14 protein-coding genes are annotated in these 18,350 nt (G+C 38.8%); all 14 read right to left on the reverse strand.

Annotated features, from left to right (window positions below; all coding sequences use genetic code 11):
* Positions 1–27: 27 nt before the first annotated feature.
* Complete coding sequence (locus tag J3P43_RS11330) at positions 28–1,314, reverse strand: sugar MFS transporter (RefSeq protein WP_255902410.1); 1,287 nt, start codon at positions 1,312–1,314, stop codon at positions 28–30.
* Between the two features lie 5 nt (positions 1,315–1,319).
* Entirely contained in the window at positions 1,320–3,248 is a 1,929-nt protein-coding gene (locus J3P43_RS11335) for a PQQ-binding-like beta-propeller repeat protein (RefSeq protein WP_255902412.1), read from the reverse strand.
* Positions 3,249–3,270: 22 nt separating this feature from the next.
* Positions 3,271–5,064, reverse strand: coding sequence for a beta-N-acetylhexosaminidase (locus J3P43_RS11340; RefSeq protein ID WP_255902414.1), 1,794 nt, complete (start codon positions 5,062–5,064; stop codon positions 3,271–3,273).
* 158 nt (positions 5,065–5,222) lie between these two features.
* Positions 5,223–7,358 carry a hypothetical protein gene (locus J3P43_RS11345; RefSeq protein WP_255902416.1) on the reverse strand — a complete coding sequence of 712 codons (2,136 nt, stop codon included), beginning with the start codon at positions 7,356–7,358 and terminating at the stop codon, positions 5,223–5,225.
* Positions 7,359–7,758: 400 nt separating this feature from the next.
* Positions 7,759–9,990: a glycoside hydrolase family 3 N-terminal domain-containing protein gene (locus J3P43_RS11350; protein WP_255902418.1), complete on the reverse strand. Its 2,232-nt coding sequence runs from the start codon at positions 9,988–9,990 to the stop codon at positions 7,759–7,761.
* Positions 9,991–10,248: 258 nt separating this feature from the next.
* Positions 10,249–12,399 carry a hypothetical protein gene (locus tag J3P43_RS11355; protein WP_255902420.1) on the reverse strand — a complete coding sequence of 717 codons (2,151 nt, stop codon included), beginning with the start codon at positions 12,397–12,399 and terminating at the stop codon, positions 10,249–10,251.
* 513 nt (positions 12,400–12,912) lie between these two features.
* Positions 12,913–14,082 (reverse strand): AGE family epimerase/isomerase, encoded by a 1,170-nt coding sequence (locus J3P43_RS11360; protein WP_255902422.1) that lies wholly within the window; start codon positions 14,080–14,082, stop codon positions 12,913–12,915.
* Positions 14,083–14,276: 194 nt separating this feature from the next.
* Positions 14,277–14,570, reverse strand: a complete 294-nt coding sequence (locus J3P43_RS11365; RefSeq protein WP_255902425.1) for a response regulator — start codon at positions 14,568–14,570, stop codon at positions 14,277–14,279.
* Positions 14,557–15,090, reverse strand: coding sequence for a response regulator (locus J3P43_RS11370; protein WP_369414804.1), 534 nt, complete (start codon positions 15,088–15,090; stop codon positions 14,557–14,559). Before J3P43_RS11370 ends, J3P43_RS11365 begins: the two co-directional genes overlap by 14 nt.
* A gap of 15 nt (positions 15,091–15,105) precedes the next feature.
* Positions 15,106–15,387: an ATP-binding protein gene (locus J3P43_RS11375; protein WP_255902429.1), complete on the reverse strand. Its 282-nt coding sequence runs from the start codon at positions 15,385–15,387 to the stop codon at positions 15,106–15,108.
* 118 nt (positions 15,388–15,505) lie between these two features.
* Positions 15,506–16,075, reverse strand: coding sequence for a dihydrofolate reductase family protein (locus J3P43_RS11380; protein ID WP_255902431.1), 570 nt, complete (start codon positions 16,073–16,075; stop codon positions 15,506–15,508).
* 271 nt (positions 16,076–16,346) lie between these two features.
* Positions 16,347–16,910 carry a dihydrofolate reductase family protein gene (locus J3P43_RS11385; RefSeq protein ID WP_255902433.1) on the reverse strand — a complete coding sequence of 188 codons (564 nt, stop codon included), beginning with the start codon at positions 16,908–16,910 and terminating at the stop codon, positions 16,347–16,349.
* 1 nt (position 16,911) lies between these two features.
* Positions 16,912–17,319, reverse strand: a complete 408-nt coding sequence (locus J3P43_RS11390; protein ID WP_255902435.1) for a family 43 glycosylhydrolase — start codon at positions 17,317–17,319, stop codon at positions 16,912–16,914.
* A 129-nt stretch (positions 17,320–17,448) separates the two neighbouring features.
* The gene (locus tag J3P43_RS11395; RefSeq protein WP_255902437.1) at positions 17,449–18,342 is read right to left on the reverse strand and encodes a PhzF family phenazine biosynthesis protein; all 894 of its coding nucleotides are present in this window, start codon (positions 18,340–18,342) and stop codon (positions 17,449–17,451) included.
* Positions 18,343–18,350: the final 8 nt, after the last annotated feature.

Consider the following 18,350-nt stretch of genomic DNA (forward strand, 5'->3'; position numbering starts at 1 on the left):
AATAGTATTAAGTGTGAAAAACATGAATTAGCTACTTCTTTTACCAACCTTATGGCCCTCAATAGCGTAATATCCTATAGCGAGATAACATGGAATGACCATCCAATATGCTTGTTGAGGATTAGCCTTATCAGCGATATAACCATATAAAAGAGGTAATAAAGCAGCGCCTGAAATAGCCATCACTAAAAGAGAAGACCCTATTTTAGTAAATTTACCTAATCCTGCTATCGCAAGAGGCCAGATAGAAGGCCACATTAACGAGTTTGCCAAACCAAGCATTGCTACAAATATCACAGAGGTTAAACCGTTGGTTACAATAGCGAGTATTGCAAATACAATTCCTATTAGAGCAGAGCTCTTAAGGGCTGTTTCCTGGCTGAAATATTTTGGTATGCAAACTATTCCTATTATATATCCTACAAGCATGCTTATAAGTGTAAATGAGGTGAAGAACTTTGAAACTGCAAGTGGTATACCCTGATAGGAGCCATAGCCGATAATACTGTTACCCGCTATCACCTCTACCCCTGTATATAAAAACAAAACGATTACACCAAGTAAAAGATAAGGAAACTGAAAAATTGAGGACTTTACAGCTTTTTCTCCTGCTTCCAATTCTTCTTCAGTCTCTTCATCAATTTCGGGAAGAGCCGAGAAGTAAACTACCAAAGCAAGAATTACCAGTAAAATTGTAATAATCAGATAGGGCAAAATTACCTTATTAGCCAGATCATCTAATTCATCAATTCTTCGTAGCGGACTTAATAAGCTTAATTTGCTTTTTAAAGCATCAGCATCATTTAAAATAACAGCTCCAAGAACAACAGGAGCAATAGCTCCTGCAATCCCATTACATATTCCCATGAAACTTATCCGTCTTGCAGCGCTTTCTTTAGGGCCTAGGATAGTAACATATGGATTTGACGCAGTTTGTAATACTGTTACTCCTGCTCCCTGTACAAATAAACCTAATAGAAATACAATATATAACCGGTTCATTGCCGCAGGGATGAATAAAAGGGAGCCTGCTGCTACAAATAGCAAACCTAATGATAAACCTTTCTTAAATCCGGTTATTTTAAGTAACCAAGCTGAAGGTACTCCCATAAAAAAATAAGAAATATAAAAAGCAAAAGCAACCAGATAAGATTGAAAATTGTTCAGTTGGCATGCTATCTGAAGATAAGGTATTAATACAGAACTTAGCCAGGTAATAAAACCGAATATAAAAAACAGCACCCCGATAATTATTAATGGGTTTAATACTAATTTACCTGTTTTAATTAAGGTGGCTTCTTGTGTAGCTCCCATAGTTACTAATCTTGCTTACTTATTTTATCCAGTATTTTTTGATAGACAGATTCAGGGAACAAAGCAGGTTGTGCGTACCAAAAAAATGATTCTACTCCTTCATACACACCTGTCTTGATATGCATTTCAGTAGGTAAATAACTTGATACATCATTACAGTATCCGGCAACACTGACTATTTTATCAGGCCATAATTTTTTAATTCCAATACTATATTCAGTAACTACCTCGCGTGATAAACCAACAAGCTTCCAGCTACCAATGTTAATGGTCTGAATATATACGGGCATAGTCACAGGCATTCTATTTTGTATATCCAAAGAAAGCATAAGATCGGCCCAACGCATATTTGTCTCCGCAAAAACCTCACCTGACTTGTTGCTGTTCTGTTGCTTGAAATTAATAATTTCTTCTCTGCTCCATCTTTTCACAGGAAAATTCATAGAGTCAAGATTAAAAGTAATTTTCCCTGCTAGCTTTTGCATTGGTTTGTTTAATACTTCTCTTACATCTGAGGCAAGGTTCTTGCCGGTATTGATATGGTTCGTACTTACAGGATTGATATCTCCGCCACACCCCTGAATAAATAAGGAGCCCGAAATTCCTGCATCTTTTTTAAGGGATGATCTTGTTATTCCCGGATAATTAGGACTAATTGTAAATCCCTCTATGCCTTCATTTTTAAATACAGGGTGGCATCCGGCTAAAAACAATACTGTCTTTTTACCATCCCTTTTCCTTACAACATTAACCACATCCACATCATCATCATAAGGGATAGGCTCTCTCGTAAATGTACGGTTAGCTCCAATAGAGGTTTTACCTCGTCCGAAATACAACTCTGATGGAGTCATATTACGGATTGCACGTTCTATAGCATCAACCATAGCAGGCTTGACAATCGAATATAAATACGTACTATCAGGTCGCTGGTTGTGTTCGCCCCAGGTAGTCCAGCGTTGGGTAACGGGAGCAAAATGGGTATGAGATGCATTGATTAATATTGCAGAGGGAGGTACATGATACTTTCGGAAAATCTCATGTTTAACTGAAGAAATAAAATCATAGTCGAAACCACATAAATCTGCTCCCACAAGTACAACCGTTTGTTGGGCAGAATTTATTGAAAGTGCGGTAACAGACAGATCTCCAGTAGTTTGGTGCCTGGCTTCATAAATAGTATTGTTATCATCAAGTCCATATAAAACATCTTTAGCAATTGCAATAAACCTAAGATCTACGTCATATGATACTCCGTTATACCTAGCGATCTTTAACCATGTGCTATTTTTATTCTTTAAATCGTATTTCAGCAAATCATTGTTAACCGTAAGTGCATATAAACACCCTCTATACCCTGTCAAGCTTTGAATTCCGGAAAGCTTTGATAATCTTTGCCAGTTCAGGTTTTCACCCTTCACTGCCGCATAAGTAACAGTTCCTTCTTTATTTGCGGCGTAGATAATATTATCAAGAATAGTTATTGCTTCAGCGTTATCTACTGAGCCAATCTTTTTCCAGTTTAAACGTTTTTTAAACCCCGAATGAAGGACCTGACCTGTCCCGTCAACTGCAAATAGCCTTTTCTTATCCCCAGTTAGAAGTTTAATGTTTTCTGATTTCCCAACACTTCTCCACAACATTTTTCCAGGGTTGGCAACCAATAGCTCCCCATTGCTAATTGAAAATAAGTTATCCTCAGTACCTGTAAAAGAAGTGCACTTATTTAAGCTCTCTTTCTTGCTCCACCTAAGAGTGAAACGGCCCTCCGGGGGAGCTCCATATCCAGCAAGCGCCAAAGAGAAAGGGTGTAGAGTAGGCTCAATGCTTGCTTTGGCGTAACCCGCTTTGTAATTTGTCTGAGCATCTGCAGTTAATACAGGTGTCAGGTATAAAATTATAAAGATTACTTTCAACAGATGCTTGGTACTCATGGGAATAGGTAAAACGGAGAAATTAATTAGGATTGATAAAAATTGTGGAAGTATTAACGCTTCGCTTTCCCGAAGGGGTAATGACAACAGTCTTTAATTGTCTTTTTTCACCTTTTCGAAGTATAATATGAATAGGCCTCTCGTAGAGGAAATCGGTCTCCCTGGCATCTTGTCCATCAAAATTATAATATATTTTTGCACCTTCTACGGAAGGTTTCAGACCGATTTTAAATTCAGAGCCAAATAATTTACTATTATAAATCCCAATGGCTTCTGGAACCCTATAAATTTTATCTGTCTCGTCCAGCAGAGCTAAGTGTTTTGGCAACCTTTGCTCAAAAAAGCTTACAGAATCTTTTTTATACGGTTCTGTCCATGCAATCTCTGATAAAGCAAATAGACGGGGATATAACATATACTCTACCTTGCGATGAGTATCCATATACTCTGTCCATATAGGTGCTTCCACGCCAACAATATATTTTTTTTGTTCTTCGGATAAGGACTGGGGAGTGGGATCATAAGCATATATTCTGGACAAAGTATTAAACCCTCCGATAGCATATGGTTCAAGCTCTTTTTCACCCTGAAGATAATCAAGATATACATTTGTGTGAGGAGCCATTATTACATCATGATTTTGTTTAGCTGCTTCTATTCCCCCTTCCACTCCCCGCCAGCTCATTACTGTTGCATTAGGTGCAAGTCCCCCTTCCAGTATTTCATCCCAACCAATAATTTTCCTTCCATTGGAATTGATAAATTTTCCTATGCGCTGTACAAAATAACTTTGTAATTCAAGTTCATCCTTTAATTGATTTTCTTTAATGCGTTTCTGACAGAACTTACAAGCCTTCCAGCGATCTTTCGGGCACTCATCTCCTCCAATATGAATATACGGAGAGGGGAATAAAGCCAATACTTCAGTAAATACATCTTCCAAAAATTTAAAAGTGCTTTCCTTGCCTGCACAATAAACATCTTTGTAAATCCCCCATTGTTCTGCTGTTTTAAATGGACCGGGGGTATCACCGCAAGCAAGCTCAGGGTATGCCACAAGTGCTGCTACCGAATGTCCGGGCAGTTCAATCTCAGGAATAACTGTTACGTGTCTCTCCGCAGCAAATGCTACAACTTCTTTAATCTCTTCCTGTGTATAGAAGCCTCCGTAAGGCAGGTGGTCCGACCCTTTTAATGAGTCGGTATAATTGCTGATCGGACTGCTGTCTCTATACGCTCCTACAGAAGTAAGTTTAGGATATTTTTTAATCTCAATACGCCATCCATGATCCTCAGTCAGGTGCCAGTGGTAGACATTCATTTTATATTTAGCCAGCATCTCGATCTGACTTTTTATAAATGATACCGGATAAATATGATACCCTACATCCTGCATTATGCCTCGGTAAGCGTAGCGAGGCTTATCAGAAATTTCTGCACACGGTATCTTTTTACCATTAAGCGTGACAATCTGCATCAGCGTTTGCAATCCATAGAATAATCCTGCATCATCTCCTGATATAACAAGATTTGAAGGTGTTATAATCATATTATACCCTTCTTTATCAGATTCCTTTTGAACCTTCGAAATAAAATCAATAGTTTGCTTGGACTTACCGGACTTCTGTAGTACCGGTAATTTCATTCCATAGTTTTTTTCGAAGTAATCCCTTAACATAATAGCCTTCCCTTTAGATTTACTATCAGAGTAACTTATAACTGTTTTTGCTCCAATAGTAAAATCGCCATCTTTTAATGCAATAATATTTGGAGCGGGTATTACACCCAGATTAACAGATTGTGTTTGTGAATACACAGCTGTACAGCAGCACAAAAGACTAATAAGGATATATTTCAAAATAATTGGAATAGATTTCTTCTAAAACACTGCTCTGGTTTATTACAGAATCTTAAATAAATACTGCAGCAGTAGCCTGATATCATTAATTAATACTATAATACTATAGAGAACTTTTATTTCTTTTTAGCCATAACGTCCACAGTTTGTTTTATTGAATCACTTGAACCTTTTGTAAGTTCCCAGTAACTCTCTTTCTTTTCAACTTGAAGCTGGGTCGTTACTATCCAGCTCTGGATCCAACCGCTAAGGGTACACCATGCTCCCCAGCCTACATCAGCATTGGAGGCCCAGTAATCCCAGCGGTCATACTCAAAGGCTCTGAACCAGGAGCCATCCAAATCCTTATGCTTTTTACTATTTACCTGGATACGGGTCAGAAAATCTGATAACTTATCTACTGCTGTCTTGTATTTTTGATTACCTGTAGCATGAGCTGCTTCGTTTAAGCTGAATATAGCAAAATTACATGTATATAACATCTCTGCTACCGGATCGCCATTTTCAAAGATTAACGAGCTTTCGTCTGTACCGTAATCGCTGTTGGATTTTAACTCTTTGAAGTGACCCTTTCCTTCGCCAATTTCTTCCCTTATACCGCCACTCTCTACCTGCGCTTTCAGCAAATCTGTTGCAACTATATCCAGCCAGCGACGATGCTCTTCGGTATCTTGTATACGTACTAACCAGGCCAGTGGCAGAACCATGCGCGCCCGCTGGGTTTGCAAACTGCTTCCCCACAACCATTTGTTTGGATAAGCATCCATTGTCATTTTGATAGCCGTTTTTGTTTTGGTAAGAAGCGGCTCATAGCCTGTTTTGTTGTACAACCATAGGTACAATGCCCACATCCAGGACTCAAAATGAGGAGAGGGATAAAACAAATCCCTGTTTTCATAAAACTTCAATCCATTCTTAACTATATCATGCTCCTCCAAACGCTCACTCCTGAACCCTTGTTTTCCTGTTGTTCGGAAGTTAGCCATAATAGCTTCAGTAAGCTCTCTATCCCACTGATTTGACTTAAGGTAGGCAGAGGCACCTATTATACCTAAAATTGCTCTGGCATTATCATCACCATAAAACGTGCCCGGATTCGTAGTTGCCCAACCAATTAGTCCATATGCAGGGCTATTAGGATCGTTTTTAGCACCAGCGCGCATATTCGATGTATCGAACAAATAATTTATCAGGTTAATCGCTTTTTCATTATACTTTTCATCTTTAAAGGCACTTCCGGCTGCCGCCAGGGCCATACTCACTTCCCCCTGTACATCGGCTCTCATCCAGTAATTATATTGCTGCCTGCCATTATAATTAATTAAGGAAGTATGCCCTTCTATTATTCCCAAAGCGCCATCTCCGCTCGGTTTATTGTAATCGATTGGCGGGCCCTGAGCACCCTTATTTGCCTGATTTTTCAACCACAGGTCTTTCCAGTTGGGATGGATAAAAAGCTTAGCGTTATCAAACCACTCCACTCCTTTTTTAACACTATTAATTCTTGCTCCCTTAGGCAATTTTTGATTCTTACCATACATGGGAGACACATGACGCGGCCAATGCTTAATTTTCAAAGCCTTATTATCTGTCACTTGAGACAAAATATAGGTCCATAATTGTTTTATAGATTCGTTGGGCCCATACCGAGCTGTAGCAAAATTGCTTAGCTTGGTCATCGAAATCATGGCATTGCCACTCTCAAATAATAACGGATATGTGGTAGTATTTGCCAAGCCATATTCCGCTTTATCGAATCCTACAACTCTGGCCAGTACAACTAATGGGTTACTTACATTCACCGGTAAGATATGGCAATTATGAATTCCCAGTAAACTCATCGGCTTTAAAACTCCGCCCAGCTCTGAACTGGTAACAACACCCCGCTCAAATCTGGTTTCAAGAGGTGATGTATTTACCTTTAATCCCGGAAAAGATGATGGATATTCTATATAAAGCTTCAGATCCTTTTTGTTTGCAGTGCTAAGCATCGCTTCTGTCACATCATTCTTAGTACTTACTTCCGGGTAAGATTCGGATATAATAAACACTGCTGAACCAGAAGCTGCGGCATTAATAGCTGCAGAAGGGGATGGATACTGCTTAACTTTATAGCCTTCGCACTTTAAAAGGATATAAAGGTCATTCGCAGTACTGCCGCAGAATGCTATCTGCTTTCTCTTCGAAAATCCTGAGGCTGTAGTAATTACTATCAGTAATGAAAAACAAATGGTTAGAAATTTACTTAGCATAATTATTAGACAAATGCGTTTTTTAGCGGTTATAAAATCAAATATACACGCAAAATACCTTAAATCAAATTTTTAAAAGAAAATTTCCATTTATCATTAAAATTTTACCAAACGAAATAACGGAGCCGAATCTTGTTTAGTTAAAAAGTAGTATGTCTATGTTCAGGTAATTATATAGAGAAGTATTTATACTTGATTAGGATGACTACTTATTGCTATGACAGGCACCCGTCATAGCAATAAGCTACCTTTTGAATCGCATAGATATTTATAGCTTCACTTCCCATGCTTAATAGAAGAGCGGGTATTCAACATTTTACAAGGCTTTTTCACAAATTTAGTCCTGGCTGCCATGCCATCCCGACCTGATAATAATTATGTTATTACTTCTCTCTATTATCTATCGATAGTTGAACGTAGCTTTTTGATCGCCAACTGTTACAACAAATTCTCCTGGTTCTGTAACACGTTTTAAAGTAGCATCTACAAAGGACAGCTGTTCTCCAGTGATTTTAAACGTCACAGTTTGTGTTTTACCAGGTTCAAGACTGATCTTTTCAAAGGCCCGAAGTCTTTTCGCTTCTGGTGTGATAGACGCAACCAAATCACTTACAAATAACAGTACAGATTCTTTTCCCATTTGATTGCCCGTATTGGTAATATCAACCGATACAGTAATTGGTTGGCCTTCTGTTAACACCTTACTGCTTAATTTGAGATTGCTGTACTTAAATGTTGTATAGCTAAGGCCGTAACCGAACTCCCATTGTGGGTTATAGCTGTTATCCACTTCTTCCGTATACTTTCTGTAATAATTGAACAAATAATTAGGATACCGGGGATAAGTATAAGGGAGCTTTCCACTAGGATTTACTTTACCCGCAAGCACATTTGCCACTACATTCCCTCCCTCATTACCAGGCAAATAAGCATGTATAACTGCAGAGCAAAGTGGCTCTATAGCTGAAATTATTCTTGGACGCCCTTCTGTAAGTACCAGAACAATGGGTTTACCTGAAGCTTTCAAAGCACGGGCCAGCTCAAGTTGTGCAGCAGGAAGCGTCAGATCCTGGATATTACCAGGTGTTTCAGCATAGCTGTCTTCACCTAAACAAAGCACAACAACATCTGCCTTTTCTGACTTGGATAATGCGGTGTTTAAATCGGATGGTGCATTAAACTTTGCACCCTGAGCAAAATCCACATTCTTACTTCCAAAAACATTTTGAATAGCCTCATAAATGGTATTTTTATCTTTTTCTGTTTCATCACTGTTAGTACCCTGCCATCTCCTTGACCATCCCCCGTTTAAAGCAACCATAGAATTAGCAGCAGGACCAGTTACCAAAATTTTCTTATCGGTCTTGAGAGGTAACAGGTTATTGGTATTCTTCAGCAAAGTGATACATTCAGAAGTGATTTCGTAATTTGTTTTATTATGAGCAACACCGTTAAATTCTTTATAATCACTTGCTTTACCAACAGGATTGTCGAATAATCCTACATCAAATTTCACTCTCAGAATTCGTCTTACGGCATCATCAATACGACTCATTGAAACTTTCCCCTCATTAACCAAGGCTACAAGGTCATCACAAAAAGTATAATCAACAGGTACCATACTCATGTCAATACCTGCATTAATTGCCATCATAGTAGCCTCCTTATAATCCTTGGCTACATGATGTCGATCAACAAGAAATTGAATATCCATCCAGTCGGTAAGAGCAAAACCTTTAAATTTCAATTCCTTTTTTAATACATCTGTAAGAATATATTTATTGGTATGCACGGGTACACCATTAATTTCCCCACTGTTTACCATTACAGTTTTTGCACCGATAGCTATTGCGGCAGCGAAAGATGGAAGAAAATATTCCCGAAGCTCTCTTTCGGGTATCCAGGCAGGCGTGCGGTCAAGTCCGGTAAGCGACATGCTGTATCCCATATAATGCTTCAAGCAAGCCGCTACATGATATTTATCTATCGAAGAAGAACTACCCTGGTAACCTGTTACCATAGCTTTTCCTAATTCTGAAACCAGGTAAGGATCTTCGCCAAAAGTTTCGTAAACACGTGACCAGATTGGCTTTCTGCCTAAATCGAGTACAGGACTAAATGTCCATGGAATAAATGAAGCGCGAGTTTCGTACGCTGTAATTTCAGCAGCCTTTTTCACTAATGCTCTATTGAAAGAAGCTGCTTGAGCAATTTGCTGAGGAAACAATACAGAATTAGCAGTATAATTATTACCATGAATAGCGTCAATGCCGTACAAAACAGGAATCTTTACCCGTTCCTTCAAAGCCATATCCTGGATAGTTTCAATCCACTTATGCCAGTTTTCACGCGTTTGAGCCGTAATTCCAATATTAAGTATCGAACCTACTTTATATTTCTTTATACATTGTGCTAATTTTTCCGGGTCAAGCTCATCTGGTTCTGTTAATGATCCTGGCTTTTTCAGGAGGATTTCAACAGCAATTTGGGTCATCTGTCCAACTTTCTCCTGAATAGTCATTTCAGATAAAAGCTTATCAATTTTTTTATCGATCTCATTATACGCTTTCCGGTTTTGGGCAAAACCCACTACTGATAGAAATAAAAGTAAAACTGTAATTAAATTTCTCATTTTAAACTGCTGTTTAATACTGCATCTTTGCGGTTAATTCATTAAAAAGTAAGTCAAGTTTCCTTGTAAACTGATACTAATAACTCTGATACATCTGGTAATATATTTCATGCTCTGCCTGGAGCGTGTAATGCCCTAGCAAGACAGTTAATTAAAAGATCAATTCAACCAGACCCGGGCAATAGTTTTATTAGTCACATTTTCTCTATGGTTAGTCGACTTCAAGTTTTTCTTGCCCACCTAATATTTAATATGCGGTTAATCTGCTTTACTCATCATCGACCGGATGACAGATTTACCAGGGGTAGCTATAGCAGAACCCTTAGTTACTTCCCAAAAGCTTTTTTTCTGCTCGATCTGAACCTGAGAGGTAACAATCCAGCTCTGAGTCCATCCTGTAAGTGTACTCCATGCGCCCCATCCGGCATCAGAGTTAGATGCCCAATAATCCCATTTACCGTAGTCAAAGGCTCTGAACCAGGCACCATCCAGGTCTTTGTGTTTGGCACTCTGAATCTGTATTCTGGTCATAAAATCTGATAGCTTATCAGTAGCTTCTTTATACTTTTTATTCCCGGTAGCCTCTGCTGCCTCATTTAGACCGAAAAGCGCAAAATTACAGGTATACAACATGCAGGATATTTTCTCATCATTCCTAAAGATCAGTGACCCTTCATCTGTACCATAATCTGAATTAGACTTCAGCTCTTTAAAAAAGCCTTTTCCTGCACCAATTTCTTCGCGGATTGCACCACTTTCATCCTGGTACTTCAAGGTCTCAGTTATCATTTTATCCAACCACTGACGATGCTCCTCTGTATCTTCTACCCTCACCAACCATGCTAAAGGAAGAATCATCCGTGCGCGCTGCATTTGCATACTGCTTCCCCACAACCATTTTTCCGGGTATGCATTCATCGTAATCTTAATCGCTTCTTTGGTTCTGGCAAGTAAAGGTTCGTGTTTGGTTTTATCATATAACCACAGGTAACATGCCCACATCCAGGACTCAAAATGTGGCAAAAGATATACCAGGTCCCTGTTATGATAATATTCCCATCCATTTTTAATAATATCCGGTTGCTCCAAGCGTTCGCCCCTGAAACCCTGTTTTCCGGTTGTTCTGAAATTACCCATAATAGCCTCCGCCAACTCCTTATCCCACTTCCCGGAATTCAGGTAAGAGGCTGCTCCAATTATTCCCAGTATTGCCCGGGCGTTATCATCTCCGTAAAAAGATCCGGAATTAGTTGTTGCCCATCCAATCAAACCGTAGGCAGGACTCTGGGGATCATTTTTAGGTCCGGCCCTCATGTTTGAGGTTTTGAATAGATAATTAATCAGATTGGCTGAGACCTCATTATAGTGTCTATTTTTTAACAGACTTCCTGCTGCTGCCAGGGCCATAGCAGATTCGCCCTGTACATCTGCACGCATCCAGTAACGATATTCGTGAGTACCGTTATAATTAATTTTAGATGTATGCCCCTCTAATATCCCGAGGCTTCCATCACCGCTGAACTTTTCCTGGCTAATTGGGGGACCAACAGGAGTGGAAAGGCTTCCATACTTTAGCCAGTCTGCTTCCCAGCTTGGATGAAGAAGAAATTTACCATTATAAAACCATTCAATACCTTTTTTAATACTATTCAATCTCGCTTTTTCAGGTAACGATTCAGTCTTGCTGTACATAGGCCTTACATCTTGAGGCCAGTTTTTTAGTTGAACTGATTTATTTGCTATGCGAGATAAAATATAAGTCCAAACTTCCTTAATCGATTCGTTTGGTCCATATCGGCCGGTTTGAAAATTACTGAGGCCTGTCATGCTTACTAGTGCATCTCCTTTCTCAAAAAGCAAAGGATATGTCTTTGTGCTGTCAAGTCCGTATTCTGCCCTGTCGACTCCTACTACTCGGGCTAATACAACTAATGGGTTACTCGCTTCAACTGGTAGTATATGACAATTATGGATGCCCAAAATGCTCATCCGTCCCAATTTCCCTCCAAACACATCACGGGTAATCACACCACGTTCATAACGTGTTTCAATAGGGCCTGACGGAATAGTTAACCCTGGAAATGAAGAAGGATATTCAATGTAAAGTTTTAGCTTTTTCCTTTTAGCGACATTTAGCAGGTTCTCAGTAATCCGGTTAACCGGATCCATTTTCGGATAATCTTTCGCAATGATAAATACACTCGCCCCTGATGAAGCAGCCTTTACTGCAGCCTCCGGAGTTTTATATAGTTTTACCATATAACCTTCCTGCTTCAAAAGCTGGTGTAGGTCATTTTTTATAGCGCCGTAAAAGTATACTGTTTTACCAATTGGACGCGCATGTGCAGCTAAACCTATTATAGTAAGTAATAACAGTGTAACAAGGTTCCTTTTTTTCATTTTTCTCATAATAATTTATTTACTTTACTCATCATCAATTGTATCACGGATTTACGTTGAGTACCTATAGCAGATCCTTTAGTTACACCAAAGGCTTTGTTTATGTTGAATCTAACCTGACAGCAACAATCAACTCTGGCCCCATCTGTATGCACGTTCCCATATAAAAAAGGCGATTTTCATCCTATAGCCAAACCGTAACTAATGAATAATTTCATAAGCGGGCATATGCCGCTCCTTTTGATAAAGCATGATCGTTAATGATCCAGTTTCTGGTTCAACAAAAGGCCCAGGATTATCACTGATTTAAAGCGTGAACATTCTCTTCGTCAATTACAACTCTGGCTATTCGCCTTACATAAGATCCGCGGAAAGCAGCTTGCGTATTTTAGCGTTTAACATAACAAATATAACCGCACAAAAAATTATATCAAAATATATTTACAAATAGCAGGGCTGCCGGTTGATTCCCTATTCTTAAGAAATTGAATGCTACAGACTAACGAGGAACACCCTTTCGAGTTATACAAGCGTCGCATTAAATTCATCTAAAGTTTTCCAGCAATACCATTCCTGTCTAGGTAAATGAAAAGGTCCCTTAAACAAATTACCCTTTGCAGTTTGGGAAATAGTACCATCACGGTGCAGATAACCAAACCACTCTCCGTTGGTTTTATCATAAAAATGGTTATACGAATAATCATGAACCATTTTATGCCATTCTGCATACTTATTATCTTTTGTAAGAGTATAGGCTAGTAATGTGGCAATAATAAATTCATTATGCGGCCACCAAAACTTCATATCGTGATAGTATTCCTGAACCGGTTTGTTATAGACATCTCTAAAATAATAGATACCGCCATATTCTTTGTCCCAGCCTCGTTCCCACATGTAATCAATGATCTTACATCCTAGTTCAACTAAATGCGGATCATTATTGCGGTACTTGGCCTCATTTAAAATAAACCAAGAAGCTTCTATTGCATGACCAGGTGTAAGCATTCTTCCATCAAAGTGATCTATAATACTTCCATTCGGAGCCACCTGTTCCATTACGCACTGTATATCGTCCTTCACAAAATCCCTTTCAATTTCTAAAATCCATTTCATTATCCACTCATCGCATCGAGGATCACCAACAGTTTCCCGGAGTTGCTGAGCGGTATTAATCATAATCATCGGAACTCCTATTGCTTTTGCTGGACGGATATTTGTAAACTTCGGAGTCAGTAAGCCGGGAGTAGTTGCATACTCGATACATTTTCCAAAGAGCTCTCTTGCCCGTTCTGCAACCCGCTTATCGCCACTTGCTTTTGCATAGGCAGCCATGCCAATCACCGCAAACGTTTCTGAATAAAAATATCTGCGCTTACGGATAGGTTTACCATCACGGGTGACATGGAAAAACATCTGCCCATCTGTATCAAAGCAATACTTCTCAAGAAAATCAACTCCAATCTTAGAGCCTTCAAGCCACTCTTGTTTCGCTTCTACTGTATTGTACAAGGTGGCCAATAACCATGCAGCTCGCCCTTGTATCCAGACAGCTTTGTCATCATCTAGTAGTGAGCCGTCGGCATCCCGCATCAGCAGGTATCCCCCGTACTCCTTATCGAAAGATCTCGGAAACCAAAATGGGACTGTATCATTTAGCAGTTGGTTCCGGTAGAACTCTTTTAACTCCTGCAACTCCTTTTGAATCTCTCTTTAGATAGACCCAAGATTAATGCTTAAAAGGCAAGGCAATTACTCTGGGAAGATTTGAGGAATTTTACCTTATTTACTATTTAATGCCTTTCTATTAATTTCTGTCAAGTGGTTTACTTATGTTTTTATCAAAAGCATTCTTAAGAATCTCAGTTAATTCTTCAAAGTTTACGGGTTTAGATATATAGCATGTCCATCCCCGCATTAATACACTCTTCCCGGTCTTCAGTCAAGGCATTCGCCGTCATAGCGATTATTATAGGCTGGTAGATGTGGTTTTTTCTAATGAGCCTGGTTGCTTCCAACACATCCATTTCAGGCATCTGTACATCCATTAAGATCACATCAAACATCTTTGCTTTTAACATATTCAATACTTCTACTCCATTATTCGCTACTTCTGGATTGTAACCCAGTTTAGTTAAAATCCCTATTGCTAGCTTTTGATTAATAAGATTATCTTCGAGCAAGGAGGATATTTAACGGAAAAATTTTACCGAAATTGGCAGGTAATAGCGATTTCCTCTTTTGATCTATTTCGATACCATTGGTAATTCCTTTTAGTTGTTCTTGTACCAACCTTAAGAACTGATCGTACTTTACCGGTTTTGTTAATACCGAATTGAAAAGGCCCGGATACTTTACTTTGTTCTCATCTCCTACAATACTCAATAAAACAATAAGTAAATTCGGATATTTGTCTCTTATTTTACGAGCTACTTCAATGCCATTCACTTCGGGCAGATTAATATCTACAAACACAAAGTTCAGGTCGGTTTCTTTTGCAAGCAGTTCAAATGCCTGATGTCCAGACGATGCTGAAGCAAAAGATACTCCCCAATTCTCTAATTGTGATTTTAGAACATTCAAATGGCTCATGTTCTGAACTATAAGGAGTATCTTTTTCCCTTTATCGTCTGTAGCAGTGAAATAGCCATATTCGTTTTTTGCACTCTCCCTTGCCTGTGTATTTATATTGAAGCTAAATATTGTACCCTTTCCTACCTAACTATTTACCCAGACAGTTCCTCCCATCAGTTCTGCCAGTCGCTCACTGATCACTAAACCCAAGGCGGTACCGCCGTATTTACGGGCTGTCGTGTTATCCACTTGCGAAAATGACTTTTCTTCAGGAATTCCAATTCCAGTGTCATGTATGTCAAAAGTAAGTTCTAACTTGTTATTAATCGAACTGCTCAAAACTACTTTAAAACAACTTCCCCCTGATGAGTAAACTTTAGAGCGTTGCTTATCAGGTTTGTCGGAGTCACCTTTTAAATGGCCCACTTTCAAGGAAGTCTACAGGGAAGCTTACAATCTACCGGTAACGTTTTTTATCACTATCATAGAGGTGCGATTTCAGCCATCGAATTTTTTTAGAGATTAATTTCTCCAATTACAAAAGTTATCTTTTCACTTCGTAGTGTAAGGCTACTTCTCCGTTAGAAATTGTTTTGGCCCCAATTAACTTTAACCTTTTCAAATCATTACTTGGCGCAAACATTGGAATTCCCGTTCCAAAAATAACAGGGTTGACAAAGATCCAATACTCGTCTATTAGATTTGATTGCAATAATAATTGACCAACGGAAGGACTTCCAAATAACAGTATGTTTTTACCTGTTTTATTTTTATTTTCCTCAATCGTTGAGACAATATCACTCTTAACTAAGATTGTATTATTTCCTTTCAATTCATTTAGCGTGTTTGAAAGCACAAGCTTTGTCGCTTTGTTATACCAATGGGAATAGCACTTCTCAAACTCTGAAGAGAGCGGGTTATTTTCGATAGCAGGCCAATAGCTCTCGAACATCTCGTAAGTTATTCTGCCAAATAAAATACTATCAGCACTAAGTAATAACTTATTAACAAAACTAAGGTGCTCACCGGCATTCTCGAACCGGTCCAACTCTCCATTTTTCCAGGCAGTATAACCGTCTAAAGATGTGTGTGTAATTTGAATAATTTTTCTCATAACTATTTCTGTTCCTCCTTCAACGTGCGGAGACATTCGGATTATTAAATCGGTTTTTTAATTTTATTATACTTGTGCGTTTAGTGTCGTTCTTCAATGTCGTTGGCCATTTTTTTTTAAATAATTAATGGTCACACCTCCTTCGTCACTGTCATCGTAACTTGAATTGAACCATCGAGCATTAGCAAGCCTTTGTTTGAGATAACCGATGTCGCCTTCAGAAATTTGAATTGTAAACTCTTGCATGAATAATAAATTTAGAATTATACCGTTATGGTGAATCTCGGATCGTTTCATAATAAAGGCCAATAACACCTGATTGATATTCCTTTATTTGGAGAAGTTTCAGCTTTTTTCTGCTTTTTATTTCTTTGAACAACGGCGTTCCCTCACCTAGAATTATCGGATTTATTCCTATTCTAATTTCGTCTATTAAATCAAGATTAAGAAGTGTGGTAATTAGCCCTGAACCGCCGAATAACCAAATATCTTTATTTGCACGTGCTTTAATTTCGTTAACCCGCTTAACAATACTTTCAGCAATAACTATCGAATTAACATCCGTAATTTGTCGTTTGGTTGAAAAAACAAACTTTTGCAACTTGTTTATCCTGGAATAAAACTCTTTCTCGAAAGTACCGGCTCCTTCCGACGGAAGGTAATTCCCGTAAAGCTCGTAACTAACCCTTCCGTATAATATAGCATCAATTTCGCCGGCAAAATTACACAGATCTCTCCCTATTTCATCATCAAAAATGATCCAGTCTGTTTCTCTGTTTTTTCCTTCTATATATCCGTCGAGTGAAACAGTAAGGTCAAGAATTATTCGTTTCATATTAAGTTTGTAGTATTATTAATTCCCTGTTTATCAGAGCGGCACCAATAGCATCTTTAAATTTTGCTGCTGGCTCCGATGATTCGGCTACGCCGATTGCAGAACCTTTAATAGTCTGATGATTGACAGCAACATACCAAAAAAATTTGCCGTGCCTTTTAATAACTTTTGACGCAAATGCACCACCCTCAGCCCATACAAAGTCTGTAGCCTTTAATAAGCCTTGATGTTCTTCCCAGTATATAAGGTCGGAGGATGAAAAGCACAGCCATTTATTCATTACATAATCTTCTGTTCCCGGTGGCGCTTCGTCATGCCCCGTGTACAAATAAACTTTATCATCATGATCAACTGCGGTAGGGTCACTTGTGTATTTGTGTTTTATTATCGGATTTCCGGAAGTTTCCATATTGAATCGTATATTATTGCCGGATGTTTTGCAAGGATTTTAACAACCAAAAAACAAGGGCAGACAGAGTAATCCGCAGATTAGTAGGGAATAAACCATTTATTTTCATCGTCGTTGCATTTTCAAAATTCAGATAAATATCTTACCTTCCATTGTCACCACAGAAGAACCGCTTATCACTATTCCGTCATCTGCTATCTGAAATTTGATAATTGAAGGTCGCTTCATTATACTCCCCTGCAACAGTTGATAAGAGGTACCGGCTTTTATTCGCCCGGTCTTATACAAGAGTCCCGCAAGAGGCCCAGCTGCACTTCCGGTAGCAGGATCTTCGTCTATGCCGATTAGCGGATTAAAAAAACGTGTTTCAACGAGGTGTGTATTACTTCCGGTGAGACTGAAACAATAAACTCCTTCAAAACCATATCTGATACTTAGGTCGGAAAGTCTTTTTTTATTCGATTGAATTTTATCTAATACCTCCGTGCTTTTCACCGGAACCATTAAATGCGAAACTTCAGTAGCTGCAACAACGGGCGGCAACTCACTCGAAAAATCAGCCATATTTAATGAAAGTCCTTCGGCTACCTTTTCAACGGGAACGACATCTCCAAAACTTGCCGGCCTTTGTTTCATCCCGATTACATGAGTACCTGAAGAATTGTTAAGTTCAAGATAGGTCGGGGTATCTTTCATAATTACATATGGCTCGCCCGCTTGCCCGGCGAAAATGTCTTCCCCTTTCTCTAAGAAATCTGAAACAACCCCCAGCAAGTTATGGCCTCCTCCATGAATTTCAAATCCTGTTGATGTAAAAGACCGGATTTTTAAGGCTCTGTCTTCTACTGAGTAATAGGCAAAAGAAGACTCAGAATACCCGAATTCACTTGATATTTTTTCGTACAGTTGTTTTTCCAGCTCGCCAGTTACTTGTATTACAGCTAATTGATTGCCGGTAAACGGAGTTTCGGTAAATACATCCAGAACCCTGTAGCTGAAGGATTTTGTTTTACTGTGAGACACAATGATGA

It is taken from the genome of Paradesertivirga mongoliensis, assembly GCF_024436395.1.
GTDB lineage: Bacteria > Bacteroidota > Bacteroidia > Sphingobacteriales > Sphingobacteriaceae > Paradesertivirga > Paradesertivirga mongoliensis.